13 protein-coding genes are annotated in these 15,792 nt (G+C 69.5%); 6 read left to right on the top strand and 7 right to left on the bottom strand.

From position 1 onward, the window contains the following. Positions 1–59 precede the first annotated feature (59 nt). A complete protein-coding gene (locus JF597_RS47035; protein WP_294011484.1) occupies positions 60–377 on the bottom strand; it encodes a DUF6412 domain-containing protein in 318 nt (105 codons plus the stop codon). Positions 378–418: 41 nt separating this feature from the next. Further along, entirely contained in the window at positions 419–946 is a 528-nt protein-coding gene (locus tag JF597_RS47030) for a helix-turn-helix domain-containing protein (RefSeq protein WP_294011481.1), read from the bottom strand. A 92-nt stretch (positions 947–1,038) separates the two neighbouring features. Here JF597_RS47030 and JF597_RS47025 point away from each other — a divergent pair, with 92 nt between their 5' ends. Further along, on the top strand, positions 1,039–2,436 hold the full coding sequence (locus JF597_RS47025; RefSeq protein WP_294011479.1) for an MFS transporter: 1,398 nt from the start codon (positions 1,039–1,041) through the stop codon (positions 2,434–2,436). An 8-nt stretch (positions 2,437–2,444) separates the two neighbouring features. Here the strand turns inward: JF597_RS47025 and JF597_RS47020 are convergent, their stop codons facing one another. Together JF597_RS47020 and JF597_RS47015 are read right to left on the bottom strand one after the other, a co-directional pair. Next, a complete protein-coding gene (locus tag JF597_RS47020) occupies positions 2,445–2,729 on the bottom strand; it encodes a hypothetical protein (protein WP_294011477.1) in 285 nt (94 codons plus the stop codon). A gap of 187 nt (positions 2,730–2,916) precedes the next feature. Next, positions 2,917–3,690 (bottom strand): class E sortase, encoded by a 774-nt coding sequence (locus tag JF597_RS47015; RefSeq protein WP_294011474.1) that lies wholly within the window; start codon positions 3,688–3,690, stop codon positions 2,917–2,919. A 271-nt stretch (positions 3,691–3,961) separates the two neighbouring features. Between JF597_RS47015 and JF597_RS47010 the strand changes: the two genes are divergently transcribed. Then, positions 3,962–5,434, top strand: a complete 1,473-nt coding sequence (locus tag JF597_RS47010; RefSeq protein WP_294011472.1) for a beta-1,6-galactanase — start codon at positions 3,962–3,964, stop codon at positions 5,432–5,434. A gap of 127 nt (positions 5,435–5,561) precedes the next feature. Here JF597_RS47010 and JF597_RS47005 read toward each other — a convergent pair whose 3' ends face one another. Next, positions 5,562–5,852 carry a DUF1905 domain-containing protein gene (locus tag JF597_RS47005; protein WP_294011471.1) on the bottom strand — a complete coding sequence of 97 codons (291 nt, stop codon included), beginning with the start codon at positions 5,850–5,852 and terminating at the stop codon, positions 5,562–5,564. 86 nt (positions 5,853–5,938) lie between these two features. Between JF597_RS47005 and JF597_RS47000 the strand changes: the two genes are divergently transcribed. Then, positions 5,939–6,949 carry a hypothetical protein gene (locus JF597_RS47000; RefSeq protein WP_294011469.1) on the top strand — a complete coding sequence of 337 codons (1,011 nt, stop codon included), beginning with the start codon at positions 5,939–5,941 and terminating at the stop codon, positions 6,947–6,949. Between the two features lie 66 nt (positions 6,950–7,015). Here JF597_RS47000 and JF597_RS46995 read toward each other — a convergent pair whose 3' ends face one another. Both JF597_RS46995 and JF597_RS46990 read right to left on the bottom strand, forming a co-directional pair. Then, positions 7,016–7,531 carry a hypothetical protein gene (locus JF597_RS46995; protein ID WP_294011467.1) on the bottom strand — a complete coding sequence of 172 codons (516 nt, stop codon included), beginning with the start codon at positions 7,529–7,531 and terminating at the stop codon, positions 7,016–7,018. Further along, positions 7,528–11,313 (bottom strand): polymorphic toxin-type HINT domain-containing protein, encoded by a 3,786-nt coding sequence (locus JF597_RS46990; protein WP_294011465.1) that lies wholly within the window; start codon positions 11,311–11,313, stop codon positions 7,528–7,530. The genes JF597_RS46995 and JF597_RS46990 overlap by 4 nt, the downstream gene beginning before the upstream one ends. 451 nt (positions 11,314–11,764) lie before the next feature. Between JF597_RS46990 and JF597_RS46985 the strand changes: the two genes are divergently transcribed. The 3 genes from JF597_RS46985 to JF597_RS46975 all read left to right on the top strand — a co-directional run. Then, complete coding sequence (locus tag JF597_RS46985) at positions 11,765–12,283, top strand: hypothetical protein (RefSeq protein ID WP_294011463.1); 519 nt, start codon at positions 11,765–11,767, stop codon at positions 12,281–12,283. Positions 12,284–12,433: 150 nt separating this feature from the next. Continuing rightward, positions 12,434–14,089: a S1 family peptidase gene (locus tag JF597_RS46980; protein WP_294011461.1), complete on the top strand. Its 1,656-nt coding sequence runs from the start codon at positions 12,434–12,436 to the stop codon at positions 14,087–14,089. Positions 14,090–14,566: 477 nt separating this feature from the next. Then, a partial coding sequence (locus JF597_RS46975; RefSeq protein ID WP_294011459.1) for a DEAD/DEAH box helicase family protein occupies positions 14,567–15,792 on the top strand: 1,226 nt, incomplete at its 3' end.

The following is a 15,792-nucleotide window of genomic DNA, read 5'->3' as shown; positions in this document are numbered from 1 at the left end:
GACGACGCGCGCGAGGTCACCCGGGGCCGAGAAGCCCGAGGCCAGGGACCGGGGGTGGTCTACGCGGGGGTCGCCGGGAGGGCGTGCCCGGGTGCTCGCGGGCGGCTGCGGCCCTGCGCGTCCGGGTCGCGTTGCGGCAGGAAGGCCGTACGCCGGGCCCGGTCGCGTATCGCCGTACGGACCCGGGTGGGCGGCACGGCGGGCGCGGAGCGGGCGGCGAGGACCGAGCAGAGGGCGAGAGCCGAGCCGGCGGCGGCGGTCGCGGCGAGCGCGACGGTGGTGAAGAGGCTGCCCGAGTCGAGCAGCAGGAGATCGAACAGCAGGAGCAGCAGCAGGGCGACGGGACGGGACGACGGCACGACCCAGCGGCGGTTCACGTGCGTCCCTCCCCCCTCACCCTGACTCTCACTCTCACCGGTTATACATGATCCGGCTCCAGCGGCTCCAGGAGCCTCTTTGGCTTCAGGAGCGCCCGGCTGACCGGGTCCGCCGGGTCGGGGTCGAGGCCCGGGCCCGGCGTGACGAGGACGTCCGCGACGGGGACGACGGTTCCGCAGGCGGGGCATTCGCCGTACGAGCCGAGTTCGGTCCCGCAGTTCGCGTGCTGGAAGTAGCGCAGCCGGACGTCCATGAGGTGCTCGCGTCCCCAGACGGCGAGGGTGCGCAGGACGGGCCAGAGCTCGATGCCGCGCTCGGTGATGACGTACTCGTCCCGGGGCGGCGACTCCTGGTACCGGCGCTTCTCCAGGATCCCCTCCTCGGTGAGGGCCTTCAGGCGGGCCGACAGGACGGCGCGCGGGATGCCGAGGTGGACGAGGAAGTCGTTGTAGCGCCGGACGCCGTAGAGCGCGTCGCGGATGACGAGCAGGGTCCAGCGCTCGCCGACGACCTCCAGTGCGCTGGCGATCGAGCACTCCTGAGTCGCGTAGTCCTTGCCCAGTGCCATGGAGACCACCTTAGCCAGCTTCCGGATAGTGAGTTCAATGAACGAACCAACGGTGCTACGGTACCCCCATGACTAGGTTCAGTGAAAGAACCATGAAGCGTGCGAGCCCGTCGCCCACCGCCGCGGAGGGCTCAGCGGACGCAGCGGCCGCCCCCGCCCAAAACGGCCGCCCCACCCTCGCCCTCACCAGCGCCGCGACCGCCGTGGCCCTGATGACGTACACCGCCCCGGTGGTCACGCTCCCGGACACGGTCGCCGCCCTGCACACCCCCCTCTCCGCGCAGGCCTGGCTGCTGAACGGCACCCCGCTCGGCCTCGCCGCCCTCCTCCTGGTGGCGGGCAGCCTGGCCGACGACTACGGCCGCCGCCGCATCTTCACGGCCGGCACCCTCGCCCTCGGCCTGACCACCGCTCTCGGCGGCCTGACCACCTCCACCTGGGCGTTCACCCTGGCCCGGGTGGCGCAGGGCGCGGCCAGCGCGGCGATCCTGGCGAGCAGCCTGGGCCTGCTGGTGGCCGCCTTCCCGAGCCCGCGCGGCCGGCTGCACGCGACGGGCGTGTGGGGCGCGTTCGTGAGCGGCGGCATCGCCCTCGGCCCGCTGGTCGCCGGTGCGATGCCCGGCTGGCGGACGGCGTACGCCGTACTGGGCGCGGCCGCCCTCCTGGTGGCCGGCCTCTCCTTCCGCACCCTGACCGAGTCCCGCTCACCACGCGGCGGCCGCCCGGACATCGCCGGGGCCCTGGCCTTCGGCCTCGCGCTGGTCTCCCTGGTGGCCGCCCTCACCCTGGGCCGCGACGGCTGGCTGCGCGCACCGGTGGCCCTGCTGCTGGCGGCGACGGTCGTCCTGCTGGGCGCCTTCACCCTGATCGAGCGCCGCTTCGCCCCCACCCCGATGATCGACCTGGCCCTCTTCCGCACCCCCCGCTTCCTGGTCTCCTCCCTCAGCGGCCTGGTCACGGGCCTGACGGTGATAGGCCTGTTCAGCTACCTCCCGGCACTCCTCCAGCAGACGCTGAGGATGTCCGCGATGGACACGGCGTGGCTGTTCCTGCTCTGGTCCGGCCTGTCCTTCACGGTGGCGCTCCAAGCCAAGCGCCTGGCGGGCCGGGTGTCCCCCCGCTGGCAACTGGCCGCCGGTTTCCTGCTGCACGCGGCCGGCGCGCTGACCATGCTGGGCGCCCTGGACGCGGGCTCCTGGCCCCGCCTGCTGCCCGGCCTGCTCCTCGGCGGCGCCGGCAGCGGCCTCCTCAACGCCGCGCTCCCCCTCCAGGCGGTGGAGTCGGTCCCCGCCGCCCGAGCGGCGATGGGCTCGGGCGCCCAGCAGACCTTCCGCTACATCGGCTCCTGCGCGGGCGTGGCCCTGACCATCGCCCTCGCCACCTCGTCCGGCGGCGGCCTGGCGCACGGCGCGGACGTCGCGATGGCGGTCTCGGCAGGGGTGGCGGTGCTGGGAGCGGCCGGGGTGGTGGCGCTGCGGGACCGGGCCTGAACCGCCCGCTACCCGGCGGCCACGACCTGACCGGCCGTGACCTGGGGAGGGTTGGGCAGCAGCGACGCGAGCTGGTCCCGTACGAAGGCCGCCGCCCTCCTGACCGACTCCTCGGCCCCGGCCTGGTCGTCGTACACACTCGTGGAGAGCATCACCCCGTCCCCGGCGTCGACCCAGTAGTAGGCCACGAAGCCGGGGACCTGGCGCAGGAGGGGGACGAACCCCTCGTCCACCCGGCGTCCCGCCTCGGCGGGGTCCGTCACCCCTTCGTACCGCCGCACCACTGCGTACATAGCCGATCTCCTCACGGATTCCGAGGCCTTCCGTGGCCTTCAGAGGCCTTCGTGGCCTCCCGGACCACCTTTCCCGAAACGGACATACCCCCCGGAGCGCGTCTCCCGCCCGCGGCATGTCCGGAAGCCCCTCGAATAGGCGCACGGCCCACCGGAACCGCGCTCCCCGCACCACACCCACCCCGCGCTACGCCCGCGGCCGCGTCGACACCAGCTTCCCCCACACCACCATCCGGTACCGGGACGTGAACTCCGGCGTGCAGGTGGTGAGCGTGATGTAGTACCCCGGCTCCTTGTACCCGTACGACGGCTTCACGATCGAACGCGGTACGGGCCGTACGACCCCGGAGTCGCGCGCCGACGTCTGCGGCAGGATCTGGTCCACGACGTACGTGTACGTCGCCGACGCCGTCTCGACCTCGATCGGGTCCCTGAGCCGGAGCCGCGGCAGGTAGCGGAACGGCTCGCCGTGCGTGTTCCGGTGCCCGGCGAGCGCGAAGTTCCCTGCCTGGCCCGGCTGCTGGGTGCCCGGGTAGTGGCCGACGTACCCGTGGTTGAGCACCTTCGGCTTGCTGACGCCCTCGGCGACCGGGACGCGCAGCCCGAGCCGCGGGATGACGAGGACGGCGTACGCCTGGGAGGCGACGACACGCGTGGTCGACGTCTGCCGCCGCCCGCCGCCGGAGGGACCGCCGGACGCCGCGGAGTCCGCCGTACCGGAACTCCCCTTCCCCCCGCCGCCGCCCGGCCCCCCGGAGCCGTTCGCCGCCGCTGCGCCGCCCCACTCCCGCTCCAGGGACTCCACCTTCCGGGCGGCCCCCTGCTTCGCCTCCCGGTTGGTCCACCACAACTGGTGCACGACCAGGAGCATCAGCACCACGCCCACCGTGACGAGGAGTTCACCCCCGGTCCACAGCACCCGCCGACGCCGGGCCCGCCACCGCCGTTCACCGTGCCCCACGACCCGCACCGCGCACCTCCCACCGCCCCGGTCGGTCCCGCACGATAAGGCGCCCGCCGCCAACTCGCCAGAGCCGCACGGCCTTCCGTCACCGCACCTCCCCAGAGGCTCTTCCTTCACGGGTTTTAGAAACCACTGTCAAAAACCGGTGTCACACCTCTCGACAACCTCACGCACCACACCTGATGCTTCCTGTTGGCATGCGGGGGGACGAGTCGACGCCGGTCCGGGAACCGGTGTTTGAGCCGCACGGAGAGGTCGAGAAGCAGCCATGATCCGACGCAGAACACTCCTGGCCGCCGCGGGAGGCGGCCTCCTGGGCAGCGCCCTGGCCACCGGCACGGCCCACGCCGACGCCACCATCGCCGTCAGCCCGTCCACCTCCTGGGGCACCTGGGAGGGCTGGGGCACCTCCCTGGCCTGGTGGGGCAACGTCTTCGGCACCCGGGACGACTTCGCCGACATCTTCTTCACCACCAAGTCGACGACGTACAACAGCACTTCGCTGCCCGGCCTCGGCCTGAACATCGCCCGCTACAACCTGGGCGCGTCCAGCTGGAACAGCGTGAACGGCACCACCATGGTGGCCTCCCCCAACATCCCCGCGTTCAAGCAGATCGAGGGCTACTGGCAGGACTGGAACAACGAGGACCCCACCTCCTCGGCCTGGGACTGGACGGCGGACGCCACCCAGCGCGCCATGCTCGTCAAGGCCGTCAACCGCGGCGCGACGGCCGAGCTCTTCGCCAACTCCCCCATGTGGTGGATGTGCCTCAACCACAACCCGTCCGGCGCCTCCGACGGCGGCAACAACCTCCAGTCCTGGAACTACCGCCAGCACGCCTCCCACCTGGCGTCCGTGGCCCTCTACGCCAAGAACAACTGGGGCGTGAACTTCGCGACGGTGGAGGCCTTCAACGAACCGTCCTCCTCCTGGTGGACGGCGACGGGCACCCAGGAGGGCTGCCACATCGACTCGACCGTCCAGGCGGCCGTGCTCCCCTATCTCCGAAGCGAGTTGAACAGCCGAGGCCTGACGACGACCAAGATCTCAGCCTCGGACGAGACCAGCTACGACCTGGCCCGCACCACCTGGAGCGCCTTCTCCTCCACCACGAAGGGCTACGTGGACCGCGTCAACGTCCACGGCTACCAGGGCTCGGGCGGCCGCCGCGACCTCCTCTACACCGACGTCGTGACGACGGCCGGCAAAGCCCTGTGGAACTCCGAGACCGGCGACAACGACGGCACCGGCTACACCATGGCCTTCAACCTGCTCTACGACTTCCGCTGGCTGCATCCCACCGCCTGGGTCTACTGGCAGGTCATGGACCCCTCCACGAACTGGGCGATGATCGCCTACGACGCGAGCACCCTGGCCGCCGGCGCGGTCACCACCAAGTACTACGTGATGGCCCAGTTCAGCCGCCACATCCGCCCCGGCATGAAGATCCTCGACACGGGCGTCAGCAACGCCGTGGCCGCCTACGACTCCTCGGCCAAGCGCCTGGTGATCGTGGCGCTGAACACCGCCACCTCCGCCCAGACCTTGACCTTCAACCTCTCCGGCTTCACGACGGTGACGGGCGGCACGAACGGCCTGGTCCCCCGCTGGAACACGGTGACGACGGGCGGCGACGCGTACAAGTCGTACTCGGACACCTACCTGTCCGGAAAGACGGTGGCGGTGTCGGTGGCGGCGAAGGCGGTCCAGACGCTCCAGATCGACGGCGTGACGATCTGACCCGAACGAACCGGCCGAACGAACCGGCCGTACCAAGCCGCCCGAACCGGCCCGCCTGAACCGGCCCGGACCGGGCCCGTCCGGCGGCGGGGCCACGCAGCTCACCGTGGACCCGCCGCCGGCCCCGCTACCCCACCCGGACCCGCATCTCCACGCGCACCTCGTCTCCCGCCTCCACCCCCTGCGACTTCCGCACCGCACTCTTCAACGGCAGCAGATACCCGCCGTCCTTGGGAAACAAGGACGTCTCGAACACGACCTCACCCAAGGTCACTTCAACAGGAATGACCCCCCACCCGTACGAGGCCATGCCCGCCACGGCCCGCACCTCCTCGCACTCCTCCTCCGGCACCGGCAGGAAGTAGTACGGAGCAGGCCCTCGCCACTCCACGACACACCCACCGAACTCGAACCGCATCGAACGTCTCCCCTCGCCATCGACTGCACCGACTGCCCCCCATCCCTATCTCTTCTTTGTCACCGCCGGGCAGTACGGTGTCGTTCATGCGCCCCGACACGCCTGCCGAGAACGTCGACCACACCGCCGAAGCGGCACGCCTGGAGCGGACCGCCGGCCGCTACCCCGAAGACGCCGAAGCCCTTCTCCTCCAGGCCGCGGCCCACCTGGAACTGGCCGACGACCGCCCCGCCGCCACCGCGCTCTACGACCGCCTCCTCGCCACCCCGGACACCCTGGAGAACGCGCCCCTCGTCCGGGCCCTCAAGGCGTCGAACCTGTGGGAGTACGACCACGAGGCGGAGGCCAGGGCGATCATCGACGGCATCCGTGCCACGGCCCCCCGCGACCCGGCGCCCTGGGTCATCGTCGCCGAATCCCTCGAATCCCACGACGAACTCGAGGCGGCCCACGACACGTTCACGCAGGCGGCCACCCTCCTCCTCACGGACGTGGCGGAACCCCCCTACGCCACGCACCCGGTGTTGTTCGGCCGTCACAGGGTCCGCCGCATGCTCGGCCTCCCCCACGACGACTGGGACGCGCGCGCCGACACCCTCCACTCCTCCCCCGTCTCTCTGGACGAACTCCACGACCCCAAGCGCGTCTGGTCCCTGGGCTCGGACAACCCGCAGGAGCTGGAGGCCGAGATCTCCCGCCTCCGCGCCGAACTCGGCACCTACCGCGAGGCCCTCTCCCGCCCCTTCCCGGTGGCGGTCCTCCACTGGCCGGCGGAAGAACTGGCGGAACTCCTGTCGGCGTACCCCACCCTGACCACCGAATACCCCTCCCACCCCGAGCACCTCGCGACCATAGAATCCTCCCTCCGCGAACTCTCCGTCTCCGGCACCGGCAACCTCGGCATCGTCACCGGCACCGTCCCCTCCTACGAGGCCTTCGCGGCCTCGGAGGGCTCGTCCCCGTCCGACACGACCCTGCTCCCGCAGTACGCGACGACGCTGGCGGCGCGGGGCCGCGCCGTAGCCTGGCCCCCTCAGCGCACCTCGGACTGCTGGTGCGGCCGGCCCCAGCCGTACGACGCCTGCCACGGCGCATAAAAGCGGTTCAGCGAAGCGGCCCGCCGCGGCAAGGCCTCGACGGGCCGCTTCGGCCGTACCGTCATGTCATGTGCTGCTCGTGGTGGACGACTGCAGCACCGTGCATGGGGAGTCCCACCACGGCAGACCGTCTCGAACCTGGCCGAGACTGCGCTGGCTGTAGTTCGGTGGCGCTTGGGGGATGCCGGGGACTTCCAGGAGGTAGAAGTCTGCGCGATCCCCTGCGACAGAGAGATCGCCATCCGGGAAGAACCCGAGATTCAGCCGAACTCCACTGTCAGTGTTCACGGAAGGCTTGTACTCCTGCACGGAAAAAGCCATCAATGGACGATGTGTCGGTGCCCCGTCCCAGTGAAACGACTGCAGGCCATGGACGATGAGGATGGCGCCATTTCCGCTGAGGAACTGCTCTGCGGTACGCATCTCGAAGAGCAGTGCTGCGCGATTCGACGTCGGGCACACCCTGCAATCGAGGAGTTGCGCATCGAACAGAGCGTCATCTTCTCTGAACGGGTCGCTGTCGATGGGCCCCGCGGGCTGATAGCGGTCTTGCCGCGTGAAGATGTCTTCGATGAGAGTCATGGAATCGGTATGTGCCAATACTGGTCGAATTTATCGATGGTCTTTCCGGTCACCGGGTTGATGAACTGACCGTCCGCGTTCGCGTAGGTAATATACCCGTTCGGGTACGGGTACTTACCGGTGGTGACGGGATCCATCACGCGCACAAATCTGACGCTCTTGTGCAATCCGTTGGCCGTAGCTTCGGATTCCTTGATGTCGAAGAACCAGCCCTTCCCGTTGTTGGCCTTCGCAAGGGCCTTGCGTCCCTTGGGCAGCCAGAGCTTCTCGCCCTTGGGGCCGACGACGTCAGCGATGAGGCATCGGCTGTTGTGGACCAGGACGGGGATGTTCCCTGCGAGTACGTAGTACGAGTGCAGGCCTTCGACGGTGAAGTTGTAGGTGCGTGCGTGCTGGTAGAAGAACCGTGTGGCACGGACGGTGACGGTGTCGCCGTCGTCCGTGCGCAGCGTCATGCCGACCTTGAGGTCGGCCGCCTCGATCCACTCGCTCGCGGACTCGGACCAGAAGGGGTGTTCTTCGGTGGCCGTCAGTCTCTCTTCGCCGTGGGGCGTCGCGAGCAGGAGCTCGGTGAAGTACTTGTCGTCCTCGGTGACGATCAGGTCGGTGACCTTGCGCGGTCCTGATTGCCGTGTGACGGGGTCTGTGGCCAGTACTTCGTCGCCGACCTGGATGGACTCGATGTTCTTGGTCGAACCGTCGGCCAAGAGGACCTTGGTGCCGGCAAGGAAGCACTCTGCGCACTTCTGGGCCATGCGTGCGGCCCGGCTGCTGTCGATCGCGCCCTCGACACCCTCGGCGGTCTTCTTGAGGAGCTTGAGCTTGCCGACGGGAAGGAAGCTCATCGCCGCCAGGGTGCACTGCCCCAGCTTCGGGTTCTCGACGCACTTCTTGGCGTCGTTGAGACCCAGGATCTCCCAGGCGATCTCCTTCATCGTCGGGTCGATCGTGGGGAACACAAGTTCCTGGCCCGCCAGAGCGCACGGCGGGAGGTTGTCGCGGTTGACCGGGATGTAGCACTTGGGTTTGCTTTCCCGCTCCTTCTTGCGCCGTTCCGCAGCGAGGCGGCGCGCCTCGGCCTCCTCCGCCTCGCGCTTGGTCACCACGTCCTGCCATGCGGCGGAAGCGTCCTTGGCCGCCTCCGCCGCGCTCTTGCCCGCAGCGATCGCATCGGTGTGTGCCCGGTCGCTCGCCTCCTTCGCCTCGTATGCCGAGGTCTGCGCGTAGTCGGCGGAGAACTCCGCCTGGGCGGCGGATTCCTCGGCGGCGGTGGCGTCCTGGTCGGCGCGGGTGGCGGCGGCGCGTGCGGTGGTGGCGGAGGCCTTGGCCTTGGTGGCGCTGGTCTCGGCCCGGTCGGCGGCCTTGTCGGCGTCGGCCGCGTAGCCCGCGGCCTCCGTGGCGCTCTGTGCCGCGTCGCTCTTCGCCTTCTCGGCGTCTGCTGCGGCGCCCTTGGCCTCGAAAGCGGCCTGTGCGGCGAGGTGGCTGTTCCTGCGGGCCTCGGCCGCGATCTGCCGGCCTTCGGCGATGAGCCGTTCGACCTGGGCGATGTGGTTGTCGGCGAGCTGGTCCTTGCGGTCGGCCATGTACTGCCCGGCTGCGACGAACGCGTGGGCCTCGTCCGCGGGCCCGGCCAGAGCGACCTTCGCGGCGGACTTCACCTCGGGACCGCCGTCGTTGTACAGCTTGCTCGCCGTCACCCTTTCGTCGGTCTGGCGGGCCGCGTACTGGCCGTTGTCGAGGAAGCCGAGCAGCGCCTGGGTGCTGCCGTCCTCCAGCGCCTTCTTGGCTGCTTCCTTGACGCCCGGGCCACCGTCGTTGAAGAGCTTGGAGACCGCGACGCGGTAGTCGGCGTTGGCGACTTGGTGCTGACCGCTCGTGTAGAAGTCGAGAATCTGCTGGGCGCCGCCGTTGAGTGCCTCGGTCGCGGCGGCGCGCACCGCCGCGTAGGGACTGTCCGAGGCGAGGTCGGAGACCTGCTGGCGTGTCTCGTCCGCGACAGCCTTGTCCCAGCCCGTCTTCAGGTACGCGATCACGTCGGCGTCGGTGCCGGACAGGGCCTGGGCGGCCGCGTCCCTGCGCCAGGAGCCGAAGTACTGCAACGCCCGCAGCGCTACGGCACGCCCCCTGACGGCGATCGCCGCCTCATCGGCGTCGGGCTTGCCGGCATCGGCGGCCAGGGCCTTGGTGTCGTCGACGATCGACTGGCCCTCCACCACCGTCTTGGAGACCCCCACGGTGAAGGTGTCTGCCGTGGCCTTCCGCGTCATTGCGGCCTCGACGCCCGCATCGGTGCGTGTCCTGAGGTCTTCGGCCTCGGTCTCCCGGGCGATGTCGAAAGTCTTCTGCGCGGTGGCGACCGCCGCGGTGGCGGTGTCCGCCGCGACCTTGGCCGCTGCGGCCTGCTTGGCGGCCACCGCCGCCTGATCCGCTGCCTCTCCGGCATGCTGGGCGGCGTCGTCGGCGGCGTCCGCGGCATTCTCGGCGTGCGTGGCGGCCGAATTGGCAGCATCCCGTGCCTCGTTGGCAGCGGCGGCCGACTTGCGGGCCAGCGCCTCGGCGGCACCGGCGGCGCGGTCGGCCTCGGCTGCGTGGCGGCGGGTCTCCGCGGCTGCGGCGCGCGCCTCGGCCGAGGAACCCCCGGCGGCCTCCGCGTAGTCAGCCGCCTGATCGGCCGCGGCCGCGGCCTTGTTGGCGTTGCCGGTCGCACTGCGTGAAGCGGCTGCCGCGTCCGCGGCGGCCAGCGACGCCTTGCCGGCCTGCTCGGCGGCGCGGGCCGACTTCTTCGCCAGTTCGCCCGCCTTACGAGCGTCGGCCGCCCGGTCCCGGGCCGCCTGCGCCTTGTCCCTGTCCTTGCTCGCGGCATACGCCGCGTTCGAGGCCCGGCCCGCCGCCTCGGCCGCCGCTGCAGCCGCGCTCGCGGTCTGCGCCGCAGCCAACGAGGCCCGACGCGCTGAGGCGTTGGCCGCGTTCGCCGCACCGATCGCCTGCTGCGAGGCCTCGGCCGCCGCGCGGGCCGCATCCGCAGCCTGCATTGCGTTCACCGACGCACGATTCGCGTCGTCCTTCGCCGCCTCGGTCTCCTTGGCCGCCTTCTGCGCGGCCTCCAGCGCGAGCGCAGCGGCCGCGATGGCCTTGCCGGACGCCTCCTCGGCCTTTTCGGTCGCTTCCTCGGCCTGCTTGCCGGCCTTCTCCGCCTGCTCGGTCAACTGCGCGACCGTGGCGTATTCCTGGTCACGGTTGCGCGCGACGAACTGCCCGACCTCAAGGAACTCGACGATGTCGTCCGGGGTACCCCGCAGTGCGAGCTTGGCGGCCGCCTTCACATTGGGTCCGCCGAAGTTGTACAGCTTGCTGACCTCGACCCGGTCGTCGGTCTCCTGCGCCTTGAACTGACCGACCTGCAGGAACTGCTTGACGTCCGCGGCTGTGCCCAGCAGCGCCTTCTTGCCCGCGTCCTGTACACCGGGGCCGCCGAAGTTCACGACCCGGCTGGCCTCCACCCGCTGGTCCTGCTCCTGCGGGGCCTTCCAGCCGCTGTCCAAGAAGGCCTCGACGTCGGCGGGGGTTCCCGCAAGCGCCCGCTTCGCGGCCTCCCGTACCGCCGGGCCGCCGGCATTCACCACACGGGAGACATCTACCCGGTCGTCGATCTGCTGGATGGCGGGCGCGTCCGAAAGGAACTGGCGGATGTCGTCGTCCGAGCCCAGGAGCGCCTTCTCGGCTGCCTCCTTGATGCCCGTGCCTCCCCCGAGCCAGTAGCCCACGGCCAAGCCGCGGTTCACACCTGGTTGGGCTTCGTCCGCCGCGGTGGCCGGGGCCGCACCCAGGAGCGTTGCTGTCAGCGTGACAGACAGCACACCGGCACAGGCGGCGCGAGGAACGAGCCCCTTCGGGGAAACTCTTCGCCGCAATGAATGTATTCGCCCCGTACGACTGGAAGGCAGGGGTTTTTCCAATTGACTATCCTTCAGTGATCAATCACCGCCAGTCTGGACTCATCCGAAAACGGGGCATTGAGCTACGGTATGTCCATTTTCGCGAGCGGCCCGTATGCGGCGGTGAAGTCCCGGTGTACCTACGAGGGCTGACATGTCGTCGGCGCGCTGAAGGCCGCGCAGTCAGCGGCATCGCGAAGCGCGCGGCCTGAACATTACATCAACTTTACTTAAGCGATGCGACATGATTACCTTGCGGTCGCATTTGATCCACATGTCAGTCACCTGTGAGGAATCCATGTCGACGCCCCGTGCCCGCAAGTACCTTCTGGGTGGTCTGACAGCCGCCCTCGTGCTGGGCCTTGGCGCCACCGCGCTCGCCCTCCCGCAGACCGCGCCTGCGACCGAGCAGGTCGCAACGGCCGGCGACGGCATGCCGGTCGCAGTCGAGGACTTCAACTACCCCGGCGCCGCCAAGCTGCAGCAGGAGCGCGGTATCACCCTCAAGCGCGGTGACGGGCACATCTGGCTCACCGATGTGACCGCCCTCAACGACTGCGTCGACGCCTCGAACATCGCGATCGAGTCGCGCACGGGCGTCTACTGCTTCAAGGCAAACGCCAAGTCCGGTTATCTGACCCTTGAGTTGCCCGACACCTTCAATATCTGGACCCAGGACCACCCGGTGAGGGCCACGCTGACCGCGCAGGGCAAGGACACCGTCGTCAACGCCCCGGCGGACGAACTGACCCCGGTCGGTGAATCCGGCGACACCGGCCTGCGCTCGGCCCTGGTCGAGATCCGCGTCACCGGCTGACCACCCGCGACGTCAGCCCGGAGGCCCCCTCCCCCTCCCAGCGCCTCCCCACCCGGAGGGCCGACGGCAGGTACCACCCGCCGGCCTACGGCACCAATCCACCTGACGCACGTCAGTTCGCCGACCACCGAAGACTCATGAGGAACAGATATGTCTGGCAAGCGTTCGCGCACCGCGTGGGCTGCAGCACTGCTCACCGCAGCGACCTCGGCCACCGGAGGCCTCATCGGGACCACCGCGCAGGCCCTGGACGGTGACGCTGCCGCAAGCGGAGCCTCCAACTTCACTGCCAAGATCGACGTCGGTGACGGTGCACGAGCCTGTTCGGGCACTCTCATCAACAACCAGTGGATGATCACCGCCTCGAGCTGCTTTGCCGACGACCCGGACCAGGCCACCTCCCTGCCGGCCGGAGCGCCGAAGCTGAAGTCGACTGCGACGATCGGCCGCACCGACCTCACCACCGCCACCGGTGAGGTCCGCGACATCACCCAGCTCATCCCGCGGACGGACCGCGACCTGGTCCTGGCCAAACTCTCCGCCCCGGTCTACGGCCTGTCGTTCCTGCACCCGGCCACCAGCGCACCGGAAACGGGCGAGGCGTTCAAGGGGGCAGGGTACGGGCGGACCAAGGACACCTGGGTGCCCGACACCCTGCACTCCGCCGCCTTCACCGGCAGGACCGTCGAAGCGACGACCCTGGACATCGACGGAACCCCTGTCTGCAAGGGCGACACCGGTGCCCCCGTCTTCCGGGAGGAGAACGGCCGCCCCGAGCTGGCCGCGATCGTCACCAACTCCTGGCAGGGCGGTTGCCTGGGCACCGACCCCGCAGAGACCCGGACGGGGGCGCGGGCCAGCCGGGTCGACGACATCCGGTCCTGGATCACCGAGAACACCGCCTCCACGCTGAGCGTCTGGAACACCCAGATGCTCGCCAAGACCAGCACCGGCCTGTACCACAGCATGCGGAACAGCAACGGCGACTGGACGGGCTTCGGCGATGTGCAGAAGGTCGCCGGGACCATCACCGACATCGCGTACGCGGCCGACGCGGCGATCAAGGGGAAGAACTACGTCTTCGCTGTCGGCGGCGACGGCCACGTCTATGAGGCCAACCGACGCCCGACCGGCGGCTGGGCCGCCTTCCGCGACCTGACCGGCGAACTCGGCGCCAAGCCCGCGTTCACCAAGATCGCCGTCACCTCCACCGGTCCGGGACTGGCGCTGATCGGGCTCGCGGGCGGCAAGGTCTACCACGCCACCCAGGACGCGGACGAGAAGTGGTCCAAGTGGGGGGACGTCACCAACCTGCTCGGCGCACTCGACGACATCACCCAGGTCACCACCGGTCAGACCACGGGCGGAGACACCCAGATCGGTGTCGTCTCCGGCACAGAGGCCTACCACGCCATCCGGCACTCCGACGGCACCTGGTCCAAGTGGGGCCAGATCAACAAGGCAGCCACCAACGTCGGCCCGGTCAGCGGAATGGCCTTCGCCGGCACCGGCGGCGATCTCCAGGTCGTCCTCACCAACACCACCGGCGGCGTCAAACACGGTATCCGCGCGGCGGACGGCAGCTGGAGCGCCTTCGGGAGTCTCAGCAGCAGGCTCGGCGCGGACACCATGATCAGCGTCGGCGCGGCCGCGGTGTCCGGAGAATTCCAGACCGCCGTCGTCACCCCCGACGGGAAGATCAAGCACACCCTGCGCCACTCCAACGGCAAGTGGGACGCCACCGAACAGGTCGTCGGCTACCCCGGCACCCCCCAGAGCGTCGCCCTCACCGGCAGCACCGCCTGACACCCCGATACGGCCGGCGCCGCCCAGGCAACCACCATGACCTGGGCGCGCCGTAGCCCGTCCGCGCCGCCGCCCTCAAGGTACTCCGGCACCGGGTGCCACCCCACCGGTGAGTCCCCTCTCCAAACAACCCACAGCCGCCACCCCGCCCGGCGTGCCCCCACCCACCAGACGCGCCCCAAACCCCGGCCACAATCGCAGCCCACCCGAGGCACACCCCGGCAAGCCGCCCACTTTCCCAGGGCCGCCCGCTCGCTTCTCCCCCGTGCTGGAGCGGCCCGGGTCAAGGGTGGCCCGCAGGGCCATCGGCGCAGCCGACGCGGACGCGGAGCGCAGCGGAGCGGGGGCGCCCTTGAGGCGGGGCGCGGAGGCACGACACTGGCGGGGAGGCGGGCGGCCCTACGGCAACTTCAGAGAAGCCGAAGTCTTCCCTCGGGACTGTCAGCGGCACCTGCTACAACAGAGCCATTGCTGTGCATGAGGGATTGGGGAATCAGCGTGGCTCAGCCGGGGGACCTGTCTCAGCCTGTCGCGGGTGTTTACGAGGAACTCGTCACCCGGCGCATGCAAGAGCAGATGGAGCAGCTGAGTGCTGCTGGTTGGAGGGCCATCGACGACGAGGTCAGCGAGGAATCGTCACCCCATGTACTCGCCCGACACCTCAGCAGGGCAATAGGACGACGACTCAGCCAGTTGCCGCATGACAAACGCGTTGCCGTAGCCAACCAGATCATCGAATCCCTTGCCTCCAACTCTGCCGAGCTCGAAGCCAGTGATGCCGTCGAGCTAGTCGCTGATGGCCCCCGTCAGCTCCTGGCTCTCGCCGAGAGGGAAGCCCCAGGCGTCTACGCGCTACGACCGCTTACGCCACTGTCCGAAACCGCGCTCATCACCAACTCCCCCGAGGACCCGAGCCTCGGCAGCGAACTGCGCGCCGAGTTGGCCACGGCAGACCGCATTGACCTGCTGTGCGCGTTCGTGAAGTGGTACGGAATTCGTGTTCTGGAGAGCTCCCTCCGCGAGGCTGCCCAGCGTGGCGTGCCTATCCGCGTCATCACCACGACGTACATGGGCGCGACCGACCGGCACGCCCTCGATCGTCTCGTCCGTGACTTCGGCGCGGAAGTGAAGGTCAACTATGAGACTCGCTCGACGCGCCTGCACGCTAAAGCTTGGCTGTTCCGCCGCAACAGCGGCTTCGACACCGCGTACGTAGGCAGTTCCAACCTCTCCAAGGCCGCACTTCTTGACGGCTTGGAGTGGAACGTCCGTCTGTCGTCCGTCGCCACACCCGCCGTGTTGACCAAGTTCGAGGCCAGCTTCGATTCGTACTGGAATGACATCGCCTTTGAGGCTTATGACCCGGATCGCGACGCCCGCAAATTGGACGAAGCTCTGGGGGTCGCGGGTGGTTCGATGTCCAACCAGGACTCCAAGATCAGCCTCTCGGGCCTTGAGGTTCGGCCGTACCCGCACCAGGCCGACATGTTGGAACGGCTCCGCGTCGAGCGTGAGGTCCGCGGTCACCACCACAATCTGCTGGTCGCAGCGACCGGCACGGGCAAGACGGTCATGGCCGCCCTTGACTACCGCTCTCTACATAAGCAGTGGGGCAACAAGCAGTACCCGCGGCTGCTCTTTGTGGCACACCGCAAAGAGATCCTCAAGCAGTCGCTGCGGAAGTACCGCGAAGTGCTCGATGA

Source organism: Streptomyces sp. (genome assembly GCF_019510245.1).
Classification (GTDB): Bacteria; Actinomycetota; Actinomycetes; order Streptomycetales; family Streptomycetaceae; genus Streptomyces.
Note: the sequence above shows the minus strand (reverse complement) of the source record. Positions and strands in the feature narration are given on the sequence as shown.

What these genes read in the sequence shown, in the direction of transcription:
- JF597_RS47030 (WP_294011481.1), bottom strand. Translation starts at nt 946, where the DNA reads ATGGCACTGGGCAAGGACTACGCGACTCAGGAGTGCTCGATCGCCAGC.
- JF597_RS47025 (WP_294011479.1), top strand. Translation starts at nt 1,039, where the DNA reads ATGAAGCGTGCGAGCCCGTCGCCCACCGCCGCGGAGGGCTCAGCGGAC.
- JF597_RS47020 (WP_294011477.1), bottom strand. Translation starts at nt 2,729, where the DNA reads ATGTACGCAGTGGTGCGGCGGTACGAAGGGGTGACGGACCCCGCCGAG.
- JF597_RS47010 (WP_294011472.1), top strand. Translation starts at nt 3,962, where the DNA reads ATGATCCGACGCAGAACACTCCTGGCCGCCGCGGGAGGCGGCCTCCTG.
- JF597_RS47005 (WP_294011471.1), bottom strand. Translation starts at nt 5,852, where the DNA reads ATGCGGTTCGAGTTCGGTGGGTGTGTCGTGGAGTGGCGAGGGCCTGCT.
- JF597_RS47000 (WP_294011469.1), top strand. Translation starts at nt 5,939, where the DNA reads ATGCGCCCCGACACGCCTGCCGAGAACGTCGACCACACCGCCGAAGCG.
- JF597_RS46995 (WP_294011467.1), bottom strand. Translation starts at nt 7,531, where the DNA reads ATGACTCTCATCGAAGACATCTTCACGCGGCAAGACCGCTATCAGCCC.
- JF597_RS46985 (WP_294011463.1), top strand. Translation starts at nt 11,765, where the DNA reads ATGTCGACGCCCCGTGCCCGCAAGTACCTTCTGGGTGGTCTGACAGCC.
- JF597_RS46980 (WP_294011461.1), top strand. Translation starts at nt 12,434, where the DNA reads ATGTCTGGCAAGCGTTCGCGCACCGCGTGGGCTGCAGCACTGCTCACC.